Origin of the sequence: Lentzea sp. NPDC003310, assembly GCF_040610935.1 — a bacterium.
Lineage (GTDB): Bacteria > Actinomycetota > Actinomycetes > Mycobacteriales > Pseudonocardiaceae > Lentzea.
The window spans coordinates 497,256-520,368 of the sequence record NZ_JBEXNC010000004.1; the positions used below are offsets into that span (position 1 = coordinate 497,256).

Consider the following 23,113-nt stretch of genomic DNA (forward strand, 5'->3'; position numbering starts at 1 on the left):
ACCGGCGTTAAATAATCACGGAAATGAATGTTCTAGATGCGTTCCATCCATGGCGTGGATGACCGGAGGCGCGGTGAACCTGTCGAATCTCGACCTCAACCTCGTCGTTGCCCTGCGAGCTCTGCTCGAGGAACGCAACGTCACCAGGGCAGGACAACGCATCGGACTGACCCAGCCGGCCATGAGCGCGGCACTCGCACGGTTGCGCCGCCACTTCGACGACCCGCTGCTCTCCCGCACCGGCTCGCGCTACAGCCTCACCCCGCTGGGCGCCGTCCTCCGCGACCGCGCCGCCACCGCGTGCGAGGTCCTGGAACGCACGTTCACCAGCCAGGCCACGTTCGACCCCGCCTCCGACACCCGCGAGTTCACGCTCATCAGCTCCGACTACGGCGCGACCGTCCTCGGTGTCCCCCTGGCCCGCGCGCTGCACACCGAAGCACCGGGCGTCCACCTGACCTTCCAGCAGACCTCGCCGACGTTGCTGGACAACCTCGGCACCCTTCTGAGCACTGTGGACGGACTGCTGCTGCCCCACGGCGTGATCGACGGCTTCCCGGCAGTGGAGCTGTTCAGCGACCAGTGGGTGTGCCTGGTCTCCGACGACCACCCCGACGTCGGCGGCGAACTGACCCTCGCCCAGCTCGCCGAGCTGCCCTGGGCGGTCTACCAACGCGCGTACGACGCGCCGGTCACCCGCCAGCTGAGCATGCTCGGCATCAGCCCCAACGTGGACGTCTCGGTCCCGTCGTTCCACCTGCTGCCCATGGTGGTCGCGAACACCAGACGCGTTGCACTCGTGCAGAAACGGCTGGTTGAACGCTCCCCCACACCTGGCGTCCGCGTCATGCCTTCGCCCTTCCCGTCGGTACCGCTGCAGGAAGCGATGTGGTGGCATCCGGTACACGCTCAGGACGCCGGCCACGCCTGGCTGCGCTCAGTGATCAAGAAAGTCGCGCAGGGCCTGAACGACGCTTCAGATGCCGACGCCGACCACCCTCCCGCGCGTGTGACCTCGTCCAGTCAGTGGATGTGCGAGCCGCCGTTGACGTCGTAGGTGGCACCGGTGACGTATCCGGTGTCCGGGCTGCAGAGGAAGGTGATGACGCCGGCAACGTCGTTGACGTCGCCGGTGCGGCGGGCGGGGATGTCGGCGACCATCGCGGCCTTGCGTTCGGCGGAGAGCTTGCCCGCGGTGATGTCGGTGTCGATGAGGCCAGGGGCGACGGAGTTGACCGTCACGCCGTTCGGGCCGAGTTCCCTCGCCAGGGCACGGGAGAAGCCGAGCAACGCCGCTTTGGCCGCCGAGTAGGCGACGCCGCCGAAGACGCCGCCGCCGCGTTCCGCGGAAACCGACGAGAGCATGACGATCCGGCCGAAGCCCCGCTCCGCCATGCCCGGAGCGATGCGGCGGGTCATCAGGTAGCTGCCGCGGACGTTGACGTCGAAGACGCGGTCCCACTCCTCGTCGGAGACCTCGACGAAGCGCACCGGCGAGGTGATGCCCGCGTTGTTCACGAGTGCCCCGATGGGAGCGAGCGTCGACTCCACAGTGGACACCGCGGCCTCGACCTCGTCGCGGTCGGTCACGTTGGCGCGCACGCCGATCGCGCGGACGCCGTGCCGTTCGGTGATCTCGTCGGCGGCGGCCTTGGCGCCGGCCTCGTCGAGGTCGAGGACGGCGATCTCCCAGCCGGTCGCGGCCAGGGCGTGCGCGGTGGCCCTGCCGATGCCGCGTTCGGAGGCCGCGCCGGTGATGATGGCGGTACGAGTGGTCATGGTGCTTCTCCCCTGGTCAGTATTCGGCGCGCACGCGCGCGGTGATGGCGTCGACGGACAGGCCGTAGCGGTCGTGCAAGGTCGGCAACGCGCCCGCGGCGAGGAACTCGTCGGGCAGCGCGATCGGCACGATCTTCGTTGCCGCGCCGGCGAACGCGAGGCAGGAGGCCACCGACTCGGCGAGGCCGCCGATCACGGAGTGGTTCTCCAGGGTGACCACGAGCCGGTTGCCCGCCGTCTCCCGCAGGATCGCCGCGGTGTCGAGCGGCTTGATGGTCGGCACGTGCAGTACGGCGACGTCGACGTGGTCGCGCTCCAGTCGTTCTGCGGCTTGGAGGGCGCGCATCGTCATGAGTCCGGTGGAGATCATCAGCACGTCACGGCCGGAGCGCAGCGACGCCGCCTTGCCGAGTTCGAAGGTGTAGTCGTACTCGTCGAGCACGGTGGGAACGTTGCCGCGCAACAACCTCATGTAGGTGGGGCCGGGTGACGCGGCGAGCGCGGGAACGGCCTGTTCGATGTCGACGGAGTCGCAGGGGTCGACGATCGTCAGGTTCGGCATCGCCCGCAGGATCGCCAGGTCCTCGGTCGCCTGGTGGCTAGGCCCGTATCCCGTGGTGAGGCCCGGCAGTGCGCCGACGACGTTGACGTTGAGCGACGGTTCGGCGATGTCCAGGCACAGGAAGTCGTACGCCCGCCGGGTCGCGAACACCGAGTAGGTGGAGGCGAACGGCACGAGCCCGACCTCGGCCAGCCCGGCCGCGGCGCCGAGCATGACCTGCTCGGCCATGCCCATCTGGAAGAACCTGTCCGGGAACGAGTCGCGGAAGACGTGCATGTCGGTGTACTTGGCGAGGTCGGCGGACAGCCCGACGACGTCGGCGCGTTCCCGGGCAAGCCGTACGAGCGCCTCGCCGAACGGGGCCTTGCTCGTGCGCTGGCCCTCGTCGGCAAAGGACGCGATCATCGCGGAGGTGGTGAGCCTCTTGGTCGGGGTGCTCATGCGGGAACCTCCAGCGCCTCGCGGGCGAGCTGCCACTCGTGCGCCTCGACGGGCATGAAGTGGGCTTTGGGCCTGGTCTCCAGGAAGGGCACGCCGCGGCCGACCTGGGTGTCGCAGATCAGCACCGACGGCGCGAACCGGTGCTCGGCGATCGCGTCGAACGCGTCCACCAGCGCCGCGACGTCGTTGCCGTCGACCCGCACAGCGTTCCAGCCGAACGACCGCCACTTGTCGACCAGCGGTTCCGTGCGCAGCACGCCCGCCGTGGGACCGTCCGCCTGCAGCGCGTTGACGTCGACGATCGCGGTGACGTTGCCGAGGCCGTGGTGGGCGCACGCGAGCGCGGCCTCCCACGTCGAACCCTCGTCGAGTTCGCCGTCCGACAGCAGGTTGAACACCCTTGCCGGATTTCCCTTGTGCCGCAGGCCGAGCGCCATGCCGGTGGCGACGCCGAGACCGTGGCCGAGCGAGCCGCCGGAGATCTCCATGCCGGGCGTGTAGCTCGCCATGCCGGACATCGGCAGGCGTGAGTCGTCGCTGCCGTAGGTCTGCAGTTCCTCGACTGCCAGGACGCCGGCCTCGGCGAGCGCGGCGTACAGGGCGATGGCGTAGTGGCCGATGGAGAGCAGGAACCGGTCGCGTCCGTCCCAGTGCGGGTCGTCGGCGCGGAAGTTCAGCTGGTCTCCGTAGACGACGGCGAGGACGTCGGCGACGCCGAGCGCCTGGCCGATGTAGCCCTGGCCCTGCACCTCCCCCATGTCCAGCGCGTACCGCCGGATGCGTTGTGCCGACTGCTGGAGCCGGTGCACTCGCTCAGACAACTGCCTTCTCCTTCCTCGGTGCGACGGCCTGGCCGCGGTCGGCGGCGTTCCACGTCTCCCGCGTCGTGATGGCGGCCAGCAGCCCCAGCACCCCGTAGGCGGAGAACAGCAGTGCCGGGCCCAGCCAGCCCGTGGCGGCGTAGAGCGCGGTGGCGATCAGTGGGGTGAACCCGGAGACGACCGCCGAGATCTGGTAGGCCAGCGACACCCCGGCGGTGCGGGTGCGGGCGTCGAACAGCTCGGAGAACCACGCGCCCTGCACGCCCGCCAGCGAGTTCTGGCAGACCGCGTAGCTGATGACGAACGCGAGCACGATCAAGGCCGCCACACCGGTGTTGACCGCGAAGAACATCGGCAGGCCCCACGCGACGGTGATGGCGCAGCCGAGCAGGTAGATCGGCCGGCGCCCGATGTGGTCGGAGGCGTGGCCCCACAGCGTGGTGGCCGCGATGCCGACGGCTGCCGCGGTCGTCAGGGCGAGCAGGCTCAGCGAGCTCGACGCCAGCGGCTCGTCGCCCATCTTCAGGTAGGACAACATGAACGTCACCGACACCGCGTAGCCTGCCGTCTCGGCGATGCGCAGGCAGAAGGCGCGCAGCACGTTGCGCCAGTCGTCGCGCAGGACCTCCCACAGCGGGTTCTTCGCTCGCTGACCGGATTCCTTGAGCTCCTCGAACTCCGGCGACTCGTCGATCTTGAGCCGGATCAGGATGCCCACGACGATCAGCACCGCGGACAGCAGGAACGGCACCCGCCACGCCCACGTGCCGGGAAGCTGGGCGCTGAACAGGAACGCCAGGTTCGCGAGCAGCAGCCCCACGGGGAAGCCGGCCTGGGTGATGCCGGTGTAGAGGCCTTTTCGCTTGCGCGGAGCGTGTTCGAAGGTCATCAGGATCGCGCCGCCCCACTCGGCACCGAACGCGAGACCCTGCACCACCCGCACCGCGACGAGCAGGATCGGGGCCAACGCGCCCACCGTCTCGTAGGTGGGCAGGCAGCCGATCAGCACCGTCGCGATGCCCATCAGCAGCAACGACGCCACGAGCACCGGCTTGCGACCGATCCGGTCGCCGAGGTGACCGGCGATGATCCCGCCGAGCGGGCGAACCGCGAACCCGATGCCGAGCGTGGCGAACGAGAGCAACGAGGCCGAGAGAGGATCCGACTCGGGGAAGAAAGCCTGCCCGAAGTACAACGCGGCGGCCGTGCCGAACCCGATGAAGTCGTACGTCTCGATCGTGGCACCGATGCCGCAGCCCACGGCGACCCGCATCTTCTGCGGACTGCCCTCGCTGCGGTGGGCGGGACCTGAACTCTCCACGCAAGCCTCCTCGCTCAGTGTTGAGTGTCAACAGTCGAATGTTACGAGGAGTTTGCTCGCCGAGTGTTCGACTGTCAACACCCAACAGTCAGCGAGCGTGCTTCCAGGCTCAGGCCTTTGATCAGGAGCGGAGCGTTCAGAGCTGTGCGGTCAGCCTCTCAGCCGCTTCCCGCATGTGCCCGTCGATGACCGTGCGCGCCGCCTCCGCGTCCCCCCGCTCGATCGCACGCACGATCGGCCGGTGATGATCAGCGGACAACGTGACCTCGCGGTCTTGACCAGCGGCAGCACTCATCACCACCACTCGCGTCGGACCTTCCAGGTGCCGCCACGACTTCAGCAGGATCGTGTTGCCCGACAGCTCGCACAGCAGTGCGTGAAACCCGAGGTCGAGCTCGATCTGCTCGATCAGGTCGACCGCGGCGTCGAGCTTCACCAACGCGATGTCGAGCGCCGTCACAGCCTCCTCACGGCGCGGCGAGGCGATGAGCTCGGCGACCGCGAGAGTTTCCAGGGCGCCACGCACGCGGTAAAGCTCATGCACCTCGTCCACCGACAAAGTCCGCACCCGCAGCATGCCCCGCAGGCCCGCCGTCACCAGGCCTTCCTGTTCGAGGTGTCGCAGCGCCTCGCGGACCGTGCCGCGACTGATGGACAGGCGCGCGGCGATCTCGACCTCACCGAGGTGGTCCCCCGGCGCGTACTGGCCGGAGAAGATCGCGGAGCGCAGCGCTACCAGCGCACGCTCCCGCAGGGTCGTCCGGTCGAGGCTCGGCAAGGCGTCTGTGCTCACAGGCTGATCGTATCGAAATGTCGACAGTCAACGCTCAACGCCGATGACGAAGCCGCAGACAGGTTGCACAGTTGGCACGACCAGCTGCGGTGCGTGCCTCCAACCGCCTTCTCCGGCGGGGCGCTTCCGACTCCAGTCGCGTGGAATCGGTCGACGCGTTACACCCGCAACTCACGCCGCTGACAACGCGTACGGACCATCACCGACGTTCGAATCCAGCGACGAGGACATACACACGTACATTCGCTGCCACGGCCCGGATCGGTGTAGTCCTGGTCGAGGAGTACGAGACGCTGGAGGCGAAGCGCATAGAGCTCTGGGCTGACGTGCCGAGGATGGTCGGCTCGGTCCTGATCGACGAGAAGGGCCTCTGATCGCCCGTCATAATGAACGCGCCCACGGTTTCTCTCTGGGGGCACGTCCACTTTCTGCCGAAACGAGGTTCAGGTGGATCCCGAGTACCGCTACTGGGCTTGGCTGGCCGAAGGCAAGTCCTCTGTGGACGACGCACGGGAGGTCATCCGGACCTGGACGAGTCCCGAGGGGCTCGATCAGGAGGAGTCGTACCTGCCCGATTCCGGGTGGAAGACGACCTGGACGTACCAGGACGTGCGGGACCAGCACAAGCGCGGTTACCTGCTGCCCATCACCGAGGACGACGTCGAGCGGTTCAAGCAGCAGCAGCGCTGAGCACTACGGGCTTTCGGCGGTCGGCCGCAGACCGTCCGATCTGGCGGGCGGCATACCACCCAGCCGACGGGGTGTAGTGGTTGCGCAGGTAGGCACAGATCACGTTGATCACGGTCTGCCGCTGGGCGGGATTGTCTTGGACGACGCGTTCCAGCGCGTACAAGCCACCGTGGCGGTGTGCGTGCCGAAAACTACGTCCATGCAGGTCAAGGCACATGGCGATACTCGTAGATGACTCAGCCGAGAAAATCATGTCGGTCTATGATGAGGCGTTCGATCGGAGCGGGTTCGCCAGGCTGAAGCCCGCCCGCAGGGATGCCGCGTCGGCGGGCTGGGTGCTCGCTGTAGTACCGCTTGCACTCACGCAGTACCTGGCGCAGATGGGCCTGATTCCAGATCAGCGCGCGATCGAACAGGTCGCCGCGAAAGTCCTTGCTCCAGTCGATACAAATCAGCCCGAAAGATTGATTAGTGCCGACTGGCCCTCTATACTAGGTCCGAGCTATCCAATAGCGCATGAACACTCGAACTGCGCAAGCTTGCTACACGTGGGGGGTCAAGTCCCCCCTTGAACCGCAACTCGTCACGAGCTCCCGACGGGATCAGTGCGCTCTGGAAACCCTAACCGACACGCCGTCAGCCGTCGGGTTTTCAGCGAGAACCGCTGGCAGCGCATATGCGATAGTGGCCAGATCCAGCCGCAGACAAGAAGCTCACGCAAATTCGTGGCGTCGTCTGGGTTCTCAAGTCCGGCTATTTACGGTGACATTATCAGTGGCGCCACAACTATCTTCACCTTGCATGCGATTGTATGGCCCCATCGTCACACTGCCTGGCGGCGTAGAGGTGCCGATGGGGCTGTGGCTGTCGGCACCTTCACGGTGCGACTGGGAGTACCGTCGTACCAGCCGCACCACTCAGGATCGCTTTTGCGTCCACTAGCGCGCCGATCGCGGCCGTCGATCCAGTCGCCCGGACAAATCGACGGCATGCTTCGACCTTCGGGCCCATCGATCCCGCGGGAAAGGTCAGCCGTTCAGCCTCGTCCACGTCGAGGTGATGCAGCGGCTCGGCACTGGGCAGACCGAAGTCCGTCATCACGGCGGGCACGTCCGTCAGCAGGAGCAAACGGTCGGCTTTGACTGCGATCGCGAGCTCAGCCGAGGTCAGGTCCTTGTCGACGACCGCCTCGACGCCGTGCAACGCCCCTTCGTCGACAACGGGTGCTCCTCCCCCTCCTGCACAGACCACGATCGTGCCGCTGCTCACCAACTGCTCGATGGATTCCTGCTCCACCAGGCGAAGCGGCTCGGGTGACGGGACGACGCGGCGCCAGTGGGGGCCGTCCGCCGCGATGGTCCACCCGTTCTGGTGAGCCAGTTTGTCGGCCTGAGCGCGGTCGTAGATCGGGCCGATGAACTTCGTCGGCGCGGAGAAAGCGGGATCCTCGGCGCTAACGACCGTCTGGGTGACCACGGCGAGGATCGGTTTGCGGACGCCGGCGTTGCGCAGTGACTGGGCGAGCCAGTAGCCGATCATGCCCTGGGTTTCGGCCCCCAGTGTGTCGAGCGGATAGGGGCGGGTCAGGGAGGGGTCGGCCTCGCTTTCCAGGGCGAGCAGACCGATCTGGGGGCCGTTGCCGTGACACACGATTAGTTCGTGGTCTGCCGCCAGCGGCGCGAGTGCCCGCGCCGCTGCTTCGACGTGGTGCAGTTGCACCGTTGCGTCCGGCTTCTCGCCCCGCATCAGCAGGGCGTTGCCTCCAAGTGCTACGACGATGCGCATCAGGAGGCCAGTCCGGCCACGATGACCGCCTTGATCGTGTGGAGGCGGTTCTCGGCTTGGTCGAAGACGACCGAAGCGGGCGAGGAGAACACCTCGTCGGCTACCTCGGCGCCGTCCAGACCGTACTTCTCGTAGACGCGGCGGCCGACCTGGGTGGTTCGGTCGTGGATGGACGGCAGGCAGTGCAGGAACTTCGTGTCGGAGTTGCCGGTGGCTTTCATCAGCTCTGCCGTCACGCGGTAAGGGATCAGCAGTGCGACGCGGCTGTCCCAGACCTCAGGCGAGTCGCCCATGCTGACCCAGACGTCGGTGTAGATGAAGTCGACGCCGCGCACCGCCTGCTCGGCGTCGTCGGTGACGAGGACGCGGGCACCGGTCGCGATGGCCAGTTCGTGAGCCTTGGTGACCACGTCCGCAGGTGGTTGCAGCGAGGCGGGTGCGGCGATCCGGACGTCCATGCCGAGCAGTGCGCCGGTGATCAGCAGTGATCGAGCCACGTTGTTGTGGCCGTCGCCAACAAACGCGACGCTGATCTCCTCGACCGGGCCTGGGTGGTTCTCGGTCATGGTGAGCACGTCGGCGAGCATCTGGGTGGGGTGCCACGAGTCGGTGAGGCCGTTCCAGACGGGCACGCCGGCGTGGTCGGCGAGCTCTTCGACGGTGTCCTGGGCGAAGCCGCGGAACTCGATGCCGTCGAACATCCGGCCGAGGACCTTGGCGGTGTCCGGAATGGACTCCTCGCGGCTCATGTGGGAGCCGGTGGGGTCTAGGTAGGTGACGTGGGCGCCCTGGTCGTGGGCGGCGACCTCGAAGGCGCAGCGGGTGCGGGTGGAGCTCTTCTCGAAGACCAGGGCGATGTTCTTGCCGACGAGCAGCGGGTGCTCGGTGCCGGAGGCCTTCGCGCGTTTGAGGCCGCGGGCCTGGGAGACGAGGTCGAGGAACTCGTCCTTGGTGAGGTCGAGTTCCTTGAGCAGGGAACCGGGGTGTCGCATCGCAGAGGTTCCTTTCAGATGCCGTCGCGCTGGATCGGGCAGGTCATGCGGCGGGCGCCACCCCGGCCGCGGCCGAGTTCGTTGCCGGGGATGGAGACAACTTCGATGCCGTGGTCGGCGAGCATGGTGTTGGTGACGGTGTTGCGCTCGTAGCCGACGACGACGCCGGGTGCGAGTGCGAGGAAGTTGTTCGCGTCGTCCCACTGCTCGCGTTCGGCGGCGCGGGCGTCCTCCGCGGCACAAAGCACGCGCAGGCGGTCGAGGCCGAGCTGGTCCGAGATGGTCGCGAACACCGAGTCGCGGTGCTCGACGCGCAGGCCGGCGGCGGGGCGTTCGACGACCTCGAGCGGGTCGGACGGGGTGATCAGCCAGGTCCGCAGAGAGCTCGGGTCGAGCTCCGGGTAGCGGATGAACGTGGTCGGATCGAGCATGGTCATGACCGTGTCGAGGTGCATGAGGGCGTGCGACCGCGGCAACTGGACCGCGACCACCGAGGTGGCCTGACCCGTGCGGAACAACTCACGCCCCAGGATCTCGACGCCCATGGGTGTGGTCCGCTCCCCCATGCCGACCAGGACGACGCCCCGGCCGAGGACGAGGATGTCGCCGCCTTCGAGTGTGGCGGGCTGGTGGTCCGCGTCGTCCGAGCCGTAGTAGGTGGGGAACGTCGAGTCGGCGAACAGCGGGTGGAAGCGGTAGATCGCTCGGCAGTGCAGTGACTCGCGGCGGCGGGCTGCCTTGGCCATGGGGTTGATCGTGACGCCACCGTAGATCCACGCCGAGCTGTCGCGGGGGAAGAGCGTGTTGGGCAGCGGCGCCAGCACGAAGTCGTCCAGCCCCAGCGTGTTCCACCGCAGGCTGTGCACGCCCAGCGGGGACAGGTCTGCGCGGGTCATCCCGCCGACGAGCAGCTCGGCGAGTTGCGGGGCGTCGACCTTCTCGGCGAACTCGCGCACCGGAGCCGCCAGGGTCGGGCCGAGCAGCTCTGGAGTGCACACTCGGTCGAGCACGAACGCCCGTGCCTCCGGCAGCGCCAAGGTTTCGGCGAGCAGGGTGCCCGTGTGGTGCACCGTGATCCCCCAGTCGCGCAGGACAGCGGAGAAATAGTCGTGTTCCTCGCGTGCCTTCGACGCCCAGAGCACGTCGTCGAACAGCAGCTCATCGCAGTTGCGCGGGGTGAGCCGGCTCAGTTCGAGACCCGGCCGGTGGACGACCACCTGACGCAGCACACCCACCTCGGAGTGCACGCCGGGCGTCATGAGTTCGCCTCGCCGTACTCGCCGCGACCAATCTTGAGCCAGATGTAGAGCGGCACGCCGAGCAGCAGGCACACGGCGCCGTAGTACACGGCCTGGTAGCCACTTCCGGCCAACGCCCAGAACGCGAAGACGAGCGCGAGCACGGACACGACGCCGTCGCGGACCAGGTGCGGCCATTCCGCCTTGCGACCGCGCACGAGCAGCCAGAACAGCTGCGCGGCGGCGCTGAAGAGGTAGGGCACGACGGCGGTGAACACCGACAACAGCACGAGGGTGGTGAAGACCTGCTCGAAGTTGGTGTAGCTGACCACGACCAGCGCCGAGGCGAGCACTGTGGAACTGATGATGCCGAAGCTGGGGATGTCACCACGGGTGCGCAGGAACGCCTTCGGGAAGAGCCTGTCCTTCGCGGCGGCCATGGGCATCTCGCCGATGATCAGCGTCCAGCCGATCAGGCAGCCCAGGCCGGACACCACGGCGGCGATCGCGACAGCCTGTCCTGCCCACTGACCGCCGAAGATGGTGTTGGCGGCGTCGGTGAACGGTGCCTTGGTCTCGCGCAGCGCGGCGTTGGGCACCGTGCCGAAGACGGTGAGCGTGCCGAGGATGTAGACGACGGCGCAGCCGATCGTGCCGAGCACCGTCGCCCGGCCGACGTTGCGCTCGGGATCGCGGACGCGTCCGGCCGCGACCGAGGCGGTCTCGATGCCGATGTAGCTGAACAACGCGATGGCTGCCGCGGCGGAGATCGCACCCCAGAGCGAGATCCCGCTGCCGTTGAAGGCGCCGAAGTTCGCCGACTTCACGAAGAACAGCCCGATCGTCGCCATGAACAGCAGCGGCACGATCTTCAGCACGGTGAACACGATCTGCGTGACCGCCATGTTCCGCAGGCCGGACAGGTTCACCAGAGCGGGAATCCACAGGCCGGCCAAGGCGATCGCGATGGACCAGCCGACCTCGTGGCCGGTGTTGACGAACACCTCGACGTAGCCGACGAGCGCGACGACGATGGCCGCGTTGCCGGCCCAGGCCGTGATCCAGTAGCACCAGGCGTTCAGGAACCCGGCGAACTCGCCGAAGGCGTTGCGCGCGTACACGTACGGCCCGCCGGAACCACCGATGCGCTTCGACAGTGCCCCGAAGACCAGGGCGAGTGCGAGCGCGCCGATCGTGACGAGGACGAACGCCACGAGGCTGACGGGACCGAACACGGCGAGCGCCGAGGGCAGGCCGAAGACACCCGTGCCGATGACCGATCCGACCACCAGCGCGATCGCGGTGGGAAGGCCGAACCTCGACGGCGCGGACGCGTCCCCACCGGGATCCGGCCGCGTCGTGGAGACCGGTCCCGAGATGTCTGTGCTCACGACGCACTCCTCACTCCGATGTGGACTTCCACTGGTCAGCAGCCTGCGCTCAGGACTCCCCTGGTCCCACATGCCCAGGTCTCTTCGGCTCCGGGTCCTAGGTCCCGCCTTCCGTAGGCCCGCGTTCTCTGCACGCCCGCTGCGAGCGCGAGAAGCCTGGACGCGTCAGCGACTCGCGAGGAGGAAATCGATGAAGGCCCTGGTCTACGGCGGTCCCGGCAAGCGCGAGTGGAAGGAGGTTCCGAAGCCCGAGATCAACGATCCGACCGATGCGATCGTGAAGGTCACCGCAGTCACCATCTGTGGCACCGACCTGCACATCCTGAAAGGTGACGTGCCCGAGGTCGAACCAGGTCGCATCCTGGGTCACGAAGCCGTCGGCGTGGTCGAGGAGGTCGGCGCCTCGGTCACTGGGCTCAAGCCCGGCGACCGCGTGCTGATCTCTTGCATCACCACCTGCGGCCGGTGTGCGTACTGCCGCACCGGCAGCTATGGGCAGTGCCTCGGTGGCGGGGGCTGGATCCTCGGGCACACGGTCGACGGGGTGCAGGCCGAGTACGTGCGAGTGCCGTTCGCCGACACGTCGACGCACCTGCTGCCGGCGGACGTCTCCGACGCCGCTGCGGTGGCGTTGGCGGACATCCTGCCCACCGCGTACGAGGTCGGCGTGCTCAACGGCACCGTCAAACCCGCGGACACCGTGGTGATCGTCGGCGCTGGACCCATCGGACTCGCCGCGATCCAGACCGCGCAGCTCTACAGCCCGAGCCACATCGTCGCGGTCGACCTGGCGGCGGCACGGCTCGACGCGGCCAAGCAGTTCGGCGCCGACGTCACGGCCGCCACGGCGGAGGAAGCGGAACGCGTCGTCGGAGAACTGACCGGCGGACTCGGTGCGGACGTCGCGATCGAGGCGGTCGGTGTGCCCGAGACCTTCGAGCTGTGCGCGAAGCTGGTGCGGCCGGGCGGACACGTGGCGAACGTCGGTGTGCACGGCAAGCCGGCGACGTTGCACCTGGAGAACCTGTGGATCCGCAACGTCACCATCACCACCGGCCTCGTCGACACCGTGTCGACCCCGACCCTGCTGCGCATGGTCGCGGCCGGCCGCATCGACGGCGAGCGGTTCATCACCCACCGGTTCGCGCTCGGCGAGATGGCAGAGGCCTACGAGGTGTTCGAGAACGCCGGGGACAGCGGAGCGCTGAAGGTCGTTCTGCAGGCGTGATCGACGGGCAGAAGGCGCCGGGGTGACCCGGCGCCTTCTCGCATTTCTCCGGCCCTCTACCGCGTGTGCCACACAACGGCTTGGTACCCGTCAAGCGTGGTGGTCGCGTAGCCGATGATCGACCCGCCGTTGTTGATCCGATGCGCGGCGGCGTACTCACTTCCCGGAAGGGCAGGCAGATCGGCAACGCGGCCGCGCCGGTCCCACCACACCGGACGGCCGGTGTAGCTGCCGGACGCATAGACCCCGCCCACTACCTCGCCGCGGTCGTTGACGTCCGCGGCGCTGCTCGACGCCGTGTCCGACGGGATCGTCAGCAGCGCCATCGCCCCGGCCCGGGCGATCACGAAGGCGCGGCGGGGTTCGTCGAGGCCGGTGAACGCTCCGACGATCGTCCCGCTCCGGTTGATCGCGGAGAGGTCACCGGTCGTGTGGAACGCGCCGAGGTCGGTGATGGTGCCCGACCGGTCCCAGGACACGGCGTGCCACGGTCCTTCCGCGGGAACGGACACACCGATCGCGGTCCCCGCCTCGTTCACCGCCTGGACCGACGCCGTCACGTGGCCCGGCAGCACCGGATAAGCGCTGGGCCGGCCTTGCCTGTCCCAGCGGACCGCCTGCGTGTAGTAGGAACCGGAGCTGTTCGACAGGCCCACCGCCGCACCGTCCGCGCTGATGGCCCTGACTTCGCTGTAGGTGCCCCCTGGCAGCGGCGCGAGCACGGTCGTCCGGCCGGCACGGTCCCACACCAGCCCGCGCGTGCCGGCGGTCGTCCCGTAGACGGTGGCGGTGGCGATCCCGCTGTCGGTGATCGCCACGGGCTGGACCCACCCTCCCTGCGGTGTGCTCAGCACCTCGATCCGGCCGGCCGAGTCCCAGCGAACGGCGTGGTACCCGTTGCCCGTGTAGGCGTCGCCGAGCACGACCCCGGCGTTGTTGATCGCGTACCCCCTGGTGTAGCCGCCCCCACCGGGGACCAGCCCCAGGTCGGTGACGCGACCGGCGCGGTCCCACCGCACGGCGTGGAACATCCCCTCGGGTGCGACGGCGGTGCCGGCGACCACGCCGCGCTCGTTGATCGCCTCGGCCGTACCGGACCTCCAGCCCGGTGGGAGGCTCAACACCTCGACGTCCGCCGCCGCGGCCGCAGTGCCGACAAGGCTCGCGGACGACAGGACCACCGCCGACGCGATCCGTCCACACCGGACCAACCAGCTCCTCGTACTCGTGCTCATGGCAAACTCCTCGACATGACGAGTTCGAGGCGCGCGGGACCAGTCCCGGCGCCTCGCACGGATCAGGCCTTCCTCCCCCAGCGGAAGTAGGCGATCGGACCGGCGAAGTTCACCAGGATCGCCAGCGCCCACCACCGCTTGCGTCCCCGGACGAACTCGCCGGGCCGCAGTGCCAGATCGGTCCACGCCGCTCCGGCCAGGGCCACCTGCACCGCCGCCATCGCGACCAACGTCCTGCGTTCGCCCTCCGGCAGCTCGCTCCAGTGCCTGGCCATCGTCAGATCCGTTCCGGCGCCGCGATGCGCACGTCGGTCACGCCCGCGACCGCACGTGCGAGGACCTCGGCGACGTGGCGGTCCGTGTCGTTGTCCATCTTGTCCACTATGGACATCTTGCCGCCGCTCACCTGGACCACCCACCGGCGAGGGTCGCCGATCATGCCGAGCCGGTTGCGGATCTCGGCTTCGATGATCCAGTCCGCGCGGCTGATCGACTTGAGCAGATCGCGGCGCGTCACGATGCCGACGAGCCGGTTGTCCCGCACGACCGGGACGCTGCGGATGCCGTGCTGCAGCATCAGGTCGGCCACCTCGGCCAGATCCGTGTTCGGGGTGACCGTCCGCGGCGTCGTCATCACCTCGTCCACCAGGTCCGCCGGAGCGCGGCGGGCTTTCGGTGGTTGGCCGTGCACCAGCCACCGGGGGTCCTGCGGGAGCCGGTCGCGCAGCAGCTCGGCTTCGCTCACCACGCCGACGAGCGTGCCGGTGGCGTCGACCACCGGCAGTGCGGTGTACCCGTGTTCGGCGAGCTGGCGAGCGGCTTCCCGCGCGGCCGTGTCCGGCGTGACGATGACGACCTCGGTCGTCATCACGTCTCGAGTCCTCACAACACTTCCCTTCAGCCCAGGATCGTGGTCTGGCGCGTGTGCGCGGTGTCGTTCCACTCCGGGCGCAGCTTGCTGTGCACGTCGACGACGCCGGGCAAAGCGCGCACGAGGTGCTCGGCGATCTCGACCTCGCTCTGGCGCTCGAGCTGGCCGCCCATGGTCACGACCCCGTCGGACACCTCGACGTCGACGCTGAACGGGTCGACCCACAACATCCGGCCGAAGATCTCGTCGCGAATCACCGTTTTCAGCTCTTCGTCCTCGCGCAGGAACAGCTTCAGCAGGTCGCGCCGGGACAGCACACCCACGAGTGCGCCGTCGGAGTCCATGACGAACAGCCTGCGCACGCCCGCGGCGGCGAGCTCCCGTGCGGCCGCGCTGGCCGCGGTGTCGGGTGAGGTGCTCTTGACCGGGCTGGTCATCACGTCGCGAGCGGTGATCCCGCCGGCCTGCGCCCAGCGGTGCTTCTCCTCGCGTCCGGCGAACAGTCCGGGCGCCTCGCTCGTGCCGCCCCGGAACTCCTCCTTCGGCACGAGGTCGGCCTCCGACACGACGCCGACCGGGTAGCCGCCGTCGAGCACCGGCACAGCGCTGATCTTGTTGTCCTCGAGCAGTCGCACGAGGTCCTTGAACGAGCTGCCGACATCCGCGGTGATCACCTCGCGCGTCATCAGCGAGGAAACGGTCGGTTCACGCATGACACCCTCCGGCGATCTGTGGTTCAGGTCGACTCCAGCCTCGCCCTCACCTGGAGCGCGGGACACGTGCCAAGGGCGCCACCCGGCGGGACCCGGGTCCCGCTTCTCCGAGGACCTAGGCCCCTCACCTGCGACCCGTGGCACTGCGAGGTTGGAAAGCGGGACTTCGACCTGGAGGTGAGCCGGAATGAACCGCGGTCAACCGGACGAGAACACGGTGCGGGCGGCCTTGGCACTCGCCTGTCGCGCGCCTTCGGTGCACAACTCCCAGCCGTGGCGCTGGGAGTTGTGCGACCGCAGCCTGCACCTGTACGCCGACCACACGCGCAGCCTGCCGGCGGTGGACCCGCTCGGCGCCGACCTGGTCGTCAGCTGCGGTGCCGCGCTGCACCACCTGCGGGTCGGGCTGGCAGCGCTGGGCTGGCGAGCGGTCGTGCACCGGATGCCCAACCCGGGCGAACCGGACCACCTGGCCGCCGTCGAGTTCGAGGCGCGCGAGCCCAAGGAGCCGCACGTCGCCCTCGCCGCCGCGATTCCGCGCAGGCGCACGGATCGTCGCGCGTTCTCCTCCTGGTCGGTGCCCGACGAGATCATCGGGCAGCTCGTCCGCTGTGCGCGTGCGCAGGGCGTCGAGGCCCACGAGGTCACCGGGAGGGCTCGCTCCGAACTGCTCGCCGCGATGGTCAAGGCCGCGGTCGTCCAGGAGTCCGATGCGGACTACCGAGCCGAGATCCGCGAGTGGACCGGCGTCTACCCCGGCGCGTCCGCCGGCGTTCCCGCGGCCAACATCCCCGTGGGCTCGCGGCAGTACGGCGACCTCCGGTTGCGCGAGTTCGCGCCCGGTGAGCTGCCGCAGACGGACAACGCCCTGCTGCACGAAGACGCGGGTTCCCTGCTGGTCCTCAGCACGTCGTCCGACGACGTGCTGTCGCGGCTGCGGGCGGGCGAGGCGGCCAGCGCGGTGCTCCTGGAAGCCACGTCCGCGGGCCTCGCGTCCTGTCCCCTCAGTCAGCCGCTCGAGGTCGTCGAGACCAGGGACCTCGTCCGCGATCAGGTGCTCGGCGGCTCGACCTGTCCCCAGCTCGTCATCCGGGTCGGGTGGGGCGCGTTCAACGCCGACCCGCTGCCCGCCACGCCCCGGCGTCCCCTCGTCGACGTCCTCACACGTCAGGAGCAGCCGTGACCACCAACTACATCCGCGACTTCACCACGCTCGGCAAGGACGACACCGGCATCGCCGGTGGCAAGGGCGCGAACCTCGGCGAACTCACCAGGGCGGGACTGCCGGTGCCGCCGGGCTTCGTCGTCACCGCGAACGCGTTCCTCAGCTCGATGGGACAGGTCCGCGACGACCTCGCCGCCGAGCTCGTGATCGCGCTCGACCGCGGCACCTCTCCGCAACGGCTGGAGGAGTGCGCGGAACGGATGCGCGAGCTGGTGCGCAAGGCAGGCGTCTCCGACGAGGTGCGGCACGCGGTGCTGGAGGCCTACCGCGCCCTCGGCCAGGACGAGTCCGTCGCAGTGCGGTCCTCTGCGACCTCCGAGGACACCGCCGGCTCGTCGTTCGCGGGCATGAACAGCACCTTCACCAACACCCGTGGTGCCCGTGCCCTGCTGGACCGGCTCCTCGACTGCTGGGTGTCGTTGTTCGGGACGCGTTCCATCGCCTACCGCGCCGAGCAGGGCATCACCGACGAACCCGCGATCGCCGTCGTCGTGCAGACGATGGTGGACTCCGAACGCTCCGGCGTCATGTTCACCGCCGACCCGTCCTCTGGTGACCGGGACAAGTTGCTCGTCGAGGCCTCGTTCGGGCTGGGCGAGGTCGTGGTCAGCGGTTCGGTCGAGCCGGACACGTACGTGCTGCGGCGGGACGGCGACGTGGTGTCCCTTGTGGACACCCGCGTCGGCAGGAAGACGCACAAGATCGTGCGGGGCTCGAACGGCAACGACGAACGGATCCAGCTGACCTCCGAGGAGTCGCACGCCCAGGTGCTCACCGAGGCGGAGGCGGTCGCGATCGGGCAGCTCGGGGTGCGGGTGCAGCGGCACTACGGCGAACCCCAGGACACCGAGTGGGCGATCGCCGACGGCAAGACCTGGCTGGTGCAGTCCCGGCCCATCACCACGCTGCCCGACGAGGAGACCCCGCTCGGCGGGCCGCTCGTCAGCGGCCTCGGCGCCTCGCCCGGCATCGCGTCCGGGCGGGTCAGGGTGCTGCGTTCCCCCGACGAGGGATCGCGGCTGCGCGACGGCGAGGTCCTGGTCGCGGAGATGACGAACCCTGACTGGGTGCCGACCATGCGCCGCGCCTCGGCCGTGGTCACCGACGGCGGCGGCATCACCTGCCACGCCGCGATCGTCGCCCGCGAGCTGCGCGTGCCGTGTGTGGTCGGCACCGGCGCGGCGACCTCCTTGCTGAAAGAGGGCCAGCAGGTCACGGTCGACGGCAGCGCCGGCGAGGTGCGGGCCGGGTCGGCGCCCATCACGACCGCGCCGCGCATCGTCGCTCCCGTCATGCCGTCAGCAGAGGCGTTGGGCACGCGGGTGTACGTCAACCTCGCGCTGCCCGAACACGCCGCCGAGGTCGCCGCCATGCCGGTCGACGGGGTGGGCCTGCTGCGCGCCGAGTTCATGCTCACCGAGGCGCTCGGCGCCGAGCACCCGCGCCTGTTCCTCGCGCAACGCGGTCCCGAAGAGTTCCTGAACGCCCTGACCGCATCGCTGCTGCAGATCACTCACGCGTTCGCGCCCCGACCGGTCATCTACCGCACGATGGACTTCCGCACCAACGAGTTCCGCGAGCTCAAGGGCGGCGACCAGTTCGAGAAGCACGAGCACAACCCGATGATCGGCTACCGCGGCTGCTACCGCTACGTCGACGACCCCATGCTGTTCGGCCTGGAACTCGAAGCCCTCGCACGGGTTCGGGAGCACACTCCGAACCTGCACCTGATGATCCCGTTCGTCCGCACCAAGTGGGAGCTCGAGGCCTGCCTGGAGCAGATCGACCGCAGCCCGCTCGGCCGCCAGCGCGGCCTGCACCGCTGGGTGATGGCCGAGGTCCCCTCGGTGGCCTACTGGATCCCCGAGTACGCGCGGTCAGGCATCGATGGGGTCTCCATCGGCAGCAACGACCTCACGCAGCTGATGCTCGGCGTCGACCGCGACTCCGAGCTGTGCGCCGACCTGTTCGACGAGTCCGACCCGGCCGTGCTCGACATGATCGGCCGCATCGTCACCGCCGCCCGCGACGCCGGCATCACGTCCTCGCTGTGCGGGCAGGCTCCGTCCAACAAGCCGGAGTTCGCGGAGAAGCTCGTGGAGCTCGGCATCACCTCGATCTCCGTGAACCCGGATGCCGTTCCGGCGGCCAGGGCGGCGATCGGGTCGGCCGAACGCCGGCTGCTGCTCCGCACTCTGCGCTGAGACCTACGACGTAATCGACCACTGCCGAGCAGGAGGCCATCATGCCGGTTCGCGTTGCCATCAACGGGTTCGGCCGCATCGGGCGGGACGTGCTGCGTGCCGCGTTCGACCGCCACGACACGGCGATCGAGATCGTGGCCGTCAACGACGTCACCACGCCGGAGACCCTCGCCCACCTCCTCGCCTACGACTCGACCTACGGGCCGTGGCGCAGGCACATCACCGCCGACGGCAACAAGATCACCGTCGACGAGCGCAGCATCCTGGTGTCGAGCCACAGCGACCCGAAGGACCTCGACTGGGGTCTGCTCGGTGTCGACGTCGTGATCGAGGCGACGGGCAGGTTCCGCACCCGCGAGGCAGCGGGAGTCCACATCGGACGCGGTGCCCGCAAGGTGCTCATCACCGCGCCCGGCAAGGACGTCGACGCCACCATCGTGCTGGGCGTCAACGAGGACACCTACCTCCCCGCTTCGCACCACGTCGTCTCGAACGCCTCCTGCACCACCAACTGCGCGGCGCCGATGGCCTCCGTGCTGGACGAGGCGTTCGGGATCGTCGAGGGCCTCATGACGACGATCCACAGTTACACCGGAGACCAGGCACTGCTCGACCGGCCGCACAAGGACCTGCGGCGGGCGCGCTCGGCCGCGGTGAACATCATCCCGACCTCCACCGGAGCCGCTCGCGCGATCGGGCAGGTGATCCCGTCCCTCGACGGGAAGCTCGACGGGCTCGCGGTGCGCGTCCCCGTGGAGGACGGGTCGCTCACCGACCTCACCGTCCGCCTCGCCGAACCCGCGACCACCGACCAGGTCAACCGGGCGTTCGCCGACGCGGCGGCACGACGTCTCAAGGGCATCCTGCGCTACACGACGGATCCGGTCGTGTCGCGGGACATCATCGGCGATTCCGCGTCGTGCGTGTTCGACGCCTCACTCACCAAGGCACAGGGCCACGTGGTGAAGGTGATGGGCTGGTACGACAACGAGTGGGGCTACGCCAACCGCACGATCGACCTCGCTGACCTCATCGCGCGAACGCTGCCGTGAAGATCGTTCGTGAGGGGCTTCGGCTCCTGCCGCCCCTCACGACTTCTGCTCGGCGAGGGCGTCGGCGATGGAGGCGCCCCACCTCTCGATCGCGTCCCAGTCCCGGAAGTCGCCGAACCGGCCCCCGACAGCGCGGAACAAGAGAGAGCCGAGCCTCCCGAAGCCCGCCGCGACGACGACTCCCGTGAACAGGCGGTGTTCGATCGGGGTGACGAAGTCGAGCAGGCGGGCGAGAACGTCGTTCTCCTCCAGCATGGCCCAGCGGCGGAACGGTCCTCGCAGCGCACCGGGCAAACCGACGCTGAACAGCCAGACCGGCTTGCCGAGCAGGCCATTCCGTTGCTTCCGCAGGAAGGCGGTGCGTGAAGGCAACCAAGCCTGGCTGTGCACGGCGCTGCCCACCACGAAGGCTTCGTACGACTCCACTTCGACGGCCTCGTCGACGGACCGCAAGGTGACTTCGTGCCCGCGCGCCTGGAGCGCGCCCGCGATCCGCTCGGCAACACCCGCGGTCGACCCCGCAGCACTCGCGTACACCACGAGAACTCTCATCACGACCTCCCTCTCACCTTCACGGTGCGCCGGCTGGAAGGTCACCAACACCGCCGGGCGTCCTGCTACCACTAGGTACAAGGTCTCCGCCTGCACCGATCATGTTGACATGGTTGGAGTTCTCGTCGCTTACGCGACCCCGCGCAAGGTCCGCGAACTCGCCGAGCGCATCGGCGCCGACGAGCTGACCACCCTCGGCGGCCGGATCACCCCGGAGACAGTGATGGGCTTCTTCGCCAAGAGAATGGCCGAGGGCCCTGCGGCTCGCAGCGTGATCACGTTCGAACGTCCTAAGAGGAACGGGTCACCGCCTGGGCGTGTCGGGAGCGATCGTCCGCCATTCGTCGGCCCACCGCCGCGAACGGATCCACCGGTGGAGATGGCTCGTGACGAAGTAGAGCATCGCCACGGCACCGGTCGTCGCGCTCCAGAGCAGGAAGCCCAGGAGTACTCCGTTGACGGCGGCTCCCCCGGTCGTCAACGGAGCGTCTACCACTTCGCCGTCCTCGTCGATCCAGATCGGCGTCGCGGATCCTGCAGTCGCATCGAAGTGAGCCTGCACCGGACCCACGCGTGAACTTCCGTCCGGGGACTTCCACCGTGCCATCACGAACGCGGAATCCGCGACGCCGCTGCGCTCCCCAGGCGCGATGACGGGCGGTGCGTCTTCGACCAGGACGGCGTCGACCTGCCTCCTGCTCGCCTGCTCAGCGGTGACTCGCGCCCGGTCTGCGGCGTACGCCTCAGATCCCGCGGTAGCCCCGATGGGAACGGCCAGCAGTGACACCGCGAGCCCTAGCGCCAGCACAGTTGCTTCGATCCGGTCGCCGGTGGTGGCGAGCTCGTTGCGGTAGGGGAAGGCCTGGCGCACGAGCCTGGCCATCGGTTTCACGGACATGGGTCCCACCTCCACGGCCAAGGTTTCCGGCTGCCGGCCGTGGTCCCCAGGGACCAACGTCTCGTCGCCGATGAGCCTCTGGTCTCGGCTGTGCAGAAGTCCCTGTGCGGTGTTCTGTAGCGGTGTGCGGGAGAACGCTCGAACGGACTTCGAATCCACGGAGAGCGCCATGACAACGCCACTTCTCCTCGCCGACGGGCAGCGCTACGCAGACGTCCGCGACCGCCGCCTCGCCGCCGTGCTCGCCGAGGAGGACGCGGCGGAGGAGCTCGGTCTCAACCCGCTCGAGCGCATCTCGTGCAGGGTGCACCGCCGTTGGCTGCACCACTGCGTGCACTCCGCCGACCACGTCATCAAGGTGACCGGACACCGGTGGTGCCGCGACTGCTCGTCGACCGCCTCGGTGGGTGTCGACGAACTGACCGGTGACGTGGTGGTGCACTGCGGGTCGTGTCGTCGCACGCCGAACACCGCGGCAACCCGGCAGATCGTCCGCACGTGCCGGGCAAGTCTCGCGGCCGCGCAGGGGTTCTTCGTCGAGCAATCGACGGCGGAGTAGCTCTGATCGTCCGGGCCGGTGACGAGCTGTGGCACTGCTACCGCCGCTCCAGGTCGTGACGTCCCGGCCGGGTCGGGACCAAGGACCGCGTTCGCGTCCGGAGTTCGTGAGAAGACTCGGTGCAGAAGAACTTCCTGGGAGGTAGAGATGTCCGCTGTTCACGCTCCTACTCGCACCCGGACCGAAACGGGCGCCGTGCCTCTCGCGGTGTTGCGAATCGCGACCGGGTTGCTCTTCCTCTGGGCGTTCGTCGACAAGGCGTTCGGCCTCGGCTACGCCACCCAGGCCAAGAACGCGTGGTTCTCGGGAGGCTCGCCCACGAAGGGCTTCCTCAGCAGGGTCGCCGTCGGGCCGTTCGAGTCGGTGTTCCACGACATCGCCGGAACCTGGTGGGCCGACGTGCTCTTCATGGCCGGTCTGTTCGCGATCGGTGTGGCGCTGGTGCTCGGGATCGGCCTGCGGATCGCCGCTGCCAGCGGCGCCGTGATGATGGTCCTCATGTGGGCGGCCGAGTGGCCGCCGGCGCAGCACACGTCGTCCGGTGAGGCCACGATGTCGACCAACCCGCTCATCGACTACCACGTCGTCTACACCCTCGTGCTGATCGTCCTCGCCGCCACCGCGTCCGGCGTCACGTGGGGTCTCGCCCGCTGGTGGAACGATCTGCCGGTCGTGAGGGCCAACCCCTGGCTTCGATGACGACGTGCAACGAGAACGGGGCGCAGGCATACAGCAGCCCCCCCATAGAGGTGGAAAGAGAAGC

General features: G+C 68.7%; 23 protein-coding genes and 1 pseudogene. 8 read left to right on the top strand and 16 right to left on the bottom strand.

Annotated features, from left to right (window positions below):
• Positions 1-49 precede the first annotated feature (49 nt).
• Complete coding sequence (locus ABZX02_RS09990) at positions 50-1,057, top strand: LysR family transcriptional regulator (protein ID WP_355296674.1); 1,008 nt, start codon at positions 50-52, stop codon at positions 1,055-1,057.
• On the opposite strand, the gene ABZX02_RS09995 is transcribed toward ABZX02_RS09990, so the two are convergent.
• The 5 genes from ABZX02_RS09995 to ABZX02_RS10015 form a co-directional block, all read right to left on the bottom strand.
• A complete protein-coding gene (locus tag ABZX02_RS09995) occupies positions 1,024-1,779 on the bottom strand; it encodes an SDR family NAD(P)-dependent oxidoreductase (RefSeq protein ID WP_355296676.1) in 756 nt (251 codons plus the stop codon). The two genes, ABZX02_RS09990 and ABZX02_RS09995, sit on opposite strands and share 34 nt — an antisense overlap.
• A gap of 16 nt (positions 1,780-1,795) precedes the next feature.
• Entirely contained in the window at positions 1,796-2,782 is a 987-nt protein-coding gene (locus ABZX02_RS10000) for a transketolase C-terminal domain-containing protein (RefSeq protein WP_355296678.1), read from the bottom strand.
• Entirely contained in the window at positions 2,779-3,603 is an 825-nt protein-coding gene (locus ABZX02_RS10005) for a transketolase (protein WP_355296680.1), read from the bottom strand. Before ABZX02_RS10005 ends, ABZX02_RS10000 begins: the two co-directional genes overlap by 4 nt.
• A complete protein-coding gene (locus ABZX02_RS10010) occupies positions 3,596-4,924 on the bottom strand; it encodes an MFS transporter (RefSeq protein WP_355296682.1) in 1,329 nt (442 codons plus the stop codon). The genes ABZX02_RS10005 and ABZX02_RS10010 overlap by 8 nt, the downstream gene beginning before the upstream one ends.
• A gap of 136 nt (positions 4,925-5,060) precedes the next feature.
• Positions 5,061-5,717, bottom strand: coding sequence for a GntR family transcriptional regulator (locus tag ABZX02_RS10015; RefSeq protein WP_355296683.1), 657 nt, complete (start codon positions 5,715-5,717; stop codon positions 5,061-5,063).
• 447 nt (positions 5,718-6,164) lie between these two features.
• On the opposite strand from ABZX02_RS10015, the gene ABZX02_RS10020 reads away from it, so the two are divergent.
• Positions 6,165-6,407, top strand: a complete 243-nt coding sequence (locus tag ABZX02_RS10020; RefSeq protein WP_355296685.1) for a hypothetical protein — start codon at positions 6,165-6,167, stop codon at positions 6,405-6,407.
• A gap of 82 nt (positions 6,408-6,489) precedes the next feature.
• On the opposite strand, the pseudogene ABZX02_RS10025 reads toward ABZX02_RS10020, so the two are convergent.
• The 5 genes and pseudogenes from ABZX02_RS10025 to ABZX02_RS10045 form a co-directional block, all read right to left on the bottom strand.
• Positions 6,490-6,582 (bottom strand): annotated as a pseudogene (locus tag ABZX02_RS10025) (pentapeptide repeat-containing protein); the annotation flags it as partial.
• Between the two features lie 701 nt (positions 6,583-7,283).
• Positions 7,284-8,192 carry a carbamate kinase gene (locus ABZX02_RS10030; RefSeq protein WP_355296687.1) on the bottom strand — a complete coding sequence of 303 codons (909 nt, stop codon included), beginning with the start codon at positions 8,190-8,192 and terminating at the stop codon, positions 7,284-7,286.
• Positions 8,192-9,184, bottom strand: a complete 993-nt coding sequence (argF, locus tag ABZX02_RS10035) for an ornithine carbamoyltransferase (RefSeq protein WP_355296688.1) — start codon at positions 9,182-9,184, stop codon at positions 8,192-8,194. The genes ABZX02_RS10030 and argF overlap by 1 nt, the downstream gene beginning before the upstream one ends.
• Positions 9,185-9,198: 14 nt before the next feature.
• Positions 9,199-10,443: an arginine deiminase gene (locus tag ABZX02_RS10040; RefSeq protein ID WP_355296690.1), complete on the bottom strand. Its 1,245-nt coding sequence runs from the start codon at positions 10,441-10,443 to the stop codon at positions 9,199-9,201.
• Positions 10,440-11,813 carry an amino acid permease gene (locus tag ABZX02_RS10045; protein WP_355296692.1) on the bottom strand — a complete coding sequence of 458 codons (1,374 nt, stop codon included), beginning with the start codon at positions 11,811-11,813 and terminating at the stop codon, positions 10,440-10,442. The genes ABZX02_RS10040 and ABZX02_RS10045 overlap by 4 nt, the downstream gene beginning before the upstream one ends.
• Before the next feature lie 190 nt (positions 11,814-12,003).
• On the opposite strand from ABZX02_RS10045, the gene ABZX02_RS10050 reads away from it, so the two are divergent.
• Positions 12,004-13,041 (top strand): zinc-dependent alcohol dehydrogenase family protein, encoded by a 1,038-nt coding sequence (locus ABZX02_RS10050; RefSeq protein WP_355296694.1) that lies wholly within the window; start codon positions 12,004-12,006, stop codon positions 13,039-13,041.
• A 56-nt stretch (positions 13,042-13,097) separates the two neighbouring features.
• Here the strand turns inward: ABZX02_RS10050 and ABZX02_RS10055 are convergent, their stop codons facing one another.
• The 4 genes from ABZX02_RS10055 to ABZX02_RS10070 form a co-directional block, all read right to left on the bottom strand.
• Entirely contained in the window at positions 13,098-14,276 is a 1,179-nt protein-coding gene (locus ABZX02_RS10055; protein ID WP_355296695.1) for a hypothetical protein, read from the bottom strand.
• Between the two features lie 62 nt (positions 14,277-14,338).
• Positions 14,339-14,551, bottom strand: a complete 213-nt coding sequence (locus ABZX02_RS10060; RefSeq protein WP_355296697.1) for a PLDc N-terminal domain-containing protein — start codon at positions 14,549-14,551, stop codon at positions 14,339-14,341.
• 2 nt (positions 14,552-14,553) lie between these two features.
• Complete coding sequence (locus ABZX02_RS10065; RefSeq protein ID WP_355296698.1) at positions 14,554-15,162, bottom strand: CBS domain-containing protein; 609 nt, start codon at positions 15,160-15,162, stop codon at positions 14,554-14,556.
• 11 nt (positions 15,163-15,173) lie between these two features.
• Entirely contained in the window at positions 15,174-15,860 is a 687-nt protein-coding gene (locus ABZX02_RS10070) for a CBS domain-containing protein (RefSeq protein WP_355296700.1), read from the bottom strand.
• 187 nt (positions 15,861-16,047) lie between these two features.
• On the opposite strand from ABZX02_RS10070, the gene ABZX02_RS10075 reads away from it, so the two are divergent.
• Genes ABZX02_RS10075 through gap form a run of 3 tightly spaced genes read left to right on the top strand, consistent with a single transcriptional unit; the run spans position 16,048 to position 20,341 of the window.
• The gene (locus ABZX02_RS10075) at positions 16,048-17,043 is read left to right on the top strand and encodes a nitroreductase family protein (RefSeq protein WP_355296702.1); all 996 of its coding nucleotides are present in this window, start codon (positions 16,048-16,050) and stop codon (positions 17,041-17,043) included.
• Entirely contained in the window at positions 17,040-19,289 is a 2,250-nt protein-coding gene (gene ppsA / locus ABZX02_RS10080) for a phosphoenolpyruvate synthase (RefSeq protein WP_355296704.1), read from the top strand. Before ABZX02_RS10075 ends, ppsA begins: the two co-directional genes overlap by 4 nt.
• 41 nt (positions 19,290-19,330) lie before the next feature.
• On the top strand, positions 19,331-20,341 hold the full coding sequence (gap, locus tag ABZX02_RS10085) for a type I glyceraldehyde-3-phosphate dehydrogenase (protein ID WP_355296705.1): 1,011 nt from the start codon (positions 19,331-19,333) through the stop codon (positions 20,339-20,341).
• 36 nt (positions 20,342-20,377) lie between these two features.
• On the opposite strand, the gene ABZX02_RS10090 is transcribed toward gap, so the two are convergent.
• Together ABZX02_RS10090 and ABZX02_RS10095 are read right to left on the bottom strand one after the other, a co-directional pair.
• Positions 20,378-20,893, bottom strand: coding sequence for a flavodoxin domain-containing protein (locus ABZX02_RS10090; protein WP_355296707.1), 516 nt, complete (start codon positions 20,891-20,893; stop codon positions 20,378-20,380).
• 304 nt (positions 20,894-21,197) lie between these two features.
• On the bottom strand, positions 21,198-21,962 hold the full coding sequence (locus ABZX02_RS10095; protein WP_355296708.1) for a hypothetical protein: 765 nt from the start codon (positions 21,960-21,962) through the stop codon (positions 21,198-21,200).
• Between ABZX02_RS10095 and ABZX02_RS10100 the strand changes: the two genes are divergently transcribed.
• Together ABZX02_RS10100 and ABZX02_RS10105 are read left to right on the top strand one after the other, a co-directional pair.
• The gene (locus tag ABZX02_RS10100) at positions 21,961-22,350 is read left to right on the top strand and encodes a hypothetical protein (RefSeq protein ID WP_355296710.1); all 390 of its coding nucleotides are present in this window, start codon (positions 21,961-21,963) and stop codon (positions 22,348-22,350) included. The two genes, ABZX02_RS10095 and ABZX02_RS10100, sit on opposite strands and share 2 nt — an antisense overlap.
• A 147-nt stretch (positions 22,351-22,497) precedes the next feature.
• A complete protein-coding gene (locus ABZX02_RS10105; RefSeq protein ID WP_355296712.1) occupies positions 22,498-23,049 on the top strand; it encodes a hypothetical protein in 552 nt (183 codons plus the stop codon).
• Positions 23,050-23,113 lie beyond the last annotated feature (64 nt).

Bases quoted from the DNA above. Each gene is read 5' to 3' on its own strand.
- ABZX02_RS09990 (WP_355296674.1), top strand. From the start codon at position 50: ATGGCGTGGATGACCGGAGGCGCGGTGAACCTGTCGAATCTCGACCTC.
- ABZX02_RS09995 (WP_355296676.1), bottom strand. From the start codon at position 1,779: ATGACCACTCGTACCGCCATCATCACCGGCGCGGCCTCCGAACGCGGC.
- ABZX02_RS10000 (WP_355296678.1), bottom strand. From the start codon at position 2,782: ATGAGCACCCCGACCAAGAGGCTCACCACCTCCGCGATGATCGCGTCC.
- ABZX02_RS10030 (WP_355296687.1), bottom strand. From the start codon at position 8,192: ATGCGCATCGTCGTAGCACTTGGAGGCAACGCCCTGCTGATGCGGGGC.
- argF (WP_355296688.1), bottom strand. From the start codon at position 9,184: ATGCGACACCCCGGTTCCCTGCTCAAGGAACTCGACCTCACCAAGGAC.
- ABZX02_RS10040 (WP_355296690.1), bottom strand. From the start codon at position 10,443: ATGACGCCCGGCGTGCACTCCGAGGTGGGTGTGCTGCGTCAGGTGGTC.
- ABZX02_RS10050 (WP_355296694.1), top strand. From the start codon at position 12,004: ATGAAGGCCCTGGTCTACGGCGGTCCCGGCAAGCGCGAGTGGAAGGAG.
- ABZX02_RS10055 (WP_355296695.1), bottom strand. From the start codon at position 14,276: ATGAGCACGAGTACGAGGAGCTGGTTGGTCCGGTGTGGACGGATCGCG.
- ABZX02_RS10060 (WP_355296697.1), bottom strand. From the start codon at position 14,551: ATGGCCAGGCACTGGAGCGAGCTGCCGGAGGGCGAACGCAGGACGTTG.
- ABZX02_RS10070 (WP_355296700.1), bottom strand. From the start codon at position 15,860: ATGCGTGAACCGACCGTTTCCTCGCTGATGACGCGCGAGGTGATCACC.
- ABZX02_RS10075 (WP_355296702.1), top strand. From the start codon at position 16,048: ATGAACCGCGGTCAACCGGACGAGAACACGGTGCGGGCGGCCTTGGCA.
- gap (WP_355296705.1), top strand. From the start codon at position 19,331: ATGCCGGTTCGCGTTGCCATCAACGGGTTCGGCCGCATCGGGCGGGAC.
- ABZX02_RS10090 (WP_355296707.1), bottom strand. From the start codon at position 20,893: ATGAGAGTTCTCGTGGTGTACGCGAGTGCTGCGGGGTCGACCGCGGGT.
- ABZX02_RS10100 (WP_355296710.1), top strand. From the start codon at position 21,961: ATGACAACGCCACTTCTCCTCGCCGACGGGCAGCGCTACGCAGACGTC.
- ABZX02_RS10095 (WP_355296708.1), bottom strand. From the start codon at position 21,962: ATGGCGCTCTCCGTGGATTCGAAGTCCGTTCGAGCGTTCTCCCGCACA.
- ABZX02_RS10105 (WP_355296712.1), top strand. From the start codon at position 22,498: ATGTCCGCTGTTCACGCTCCTACTCGCACCCGGACCGAAACGGGCGCC.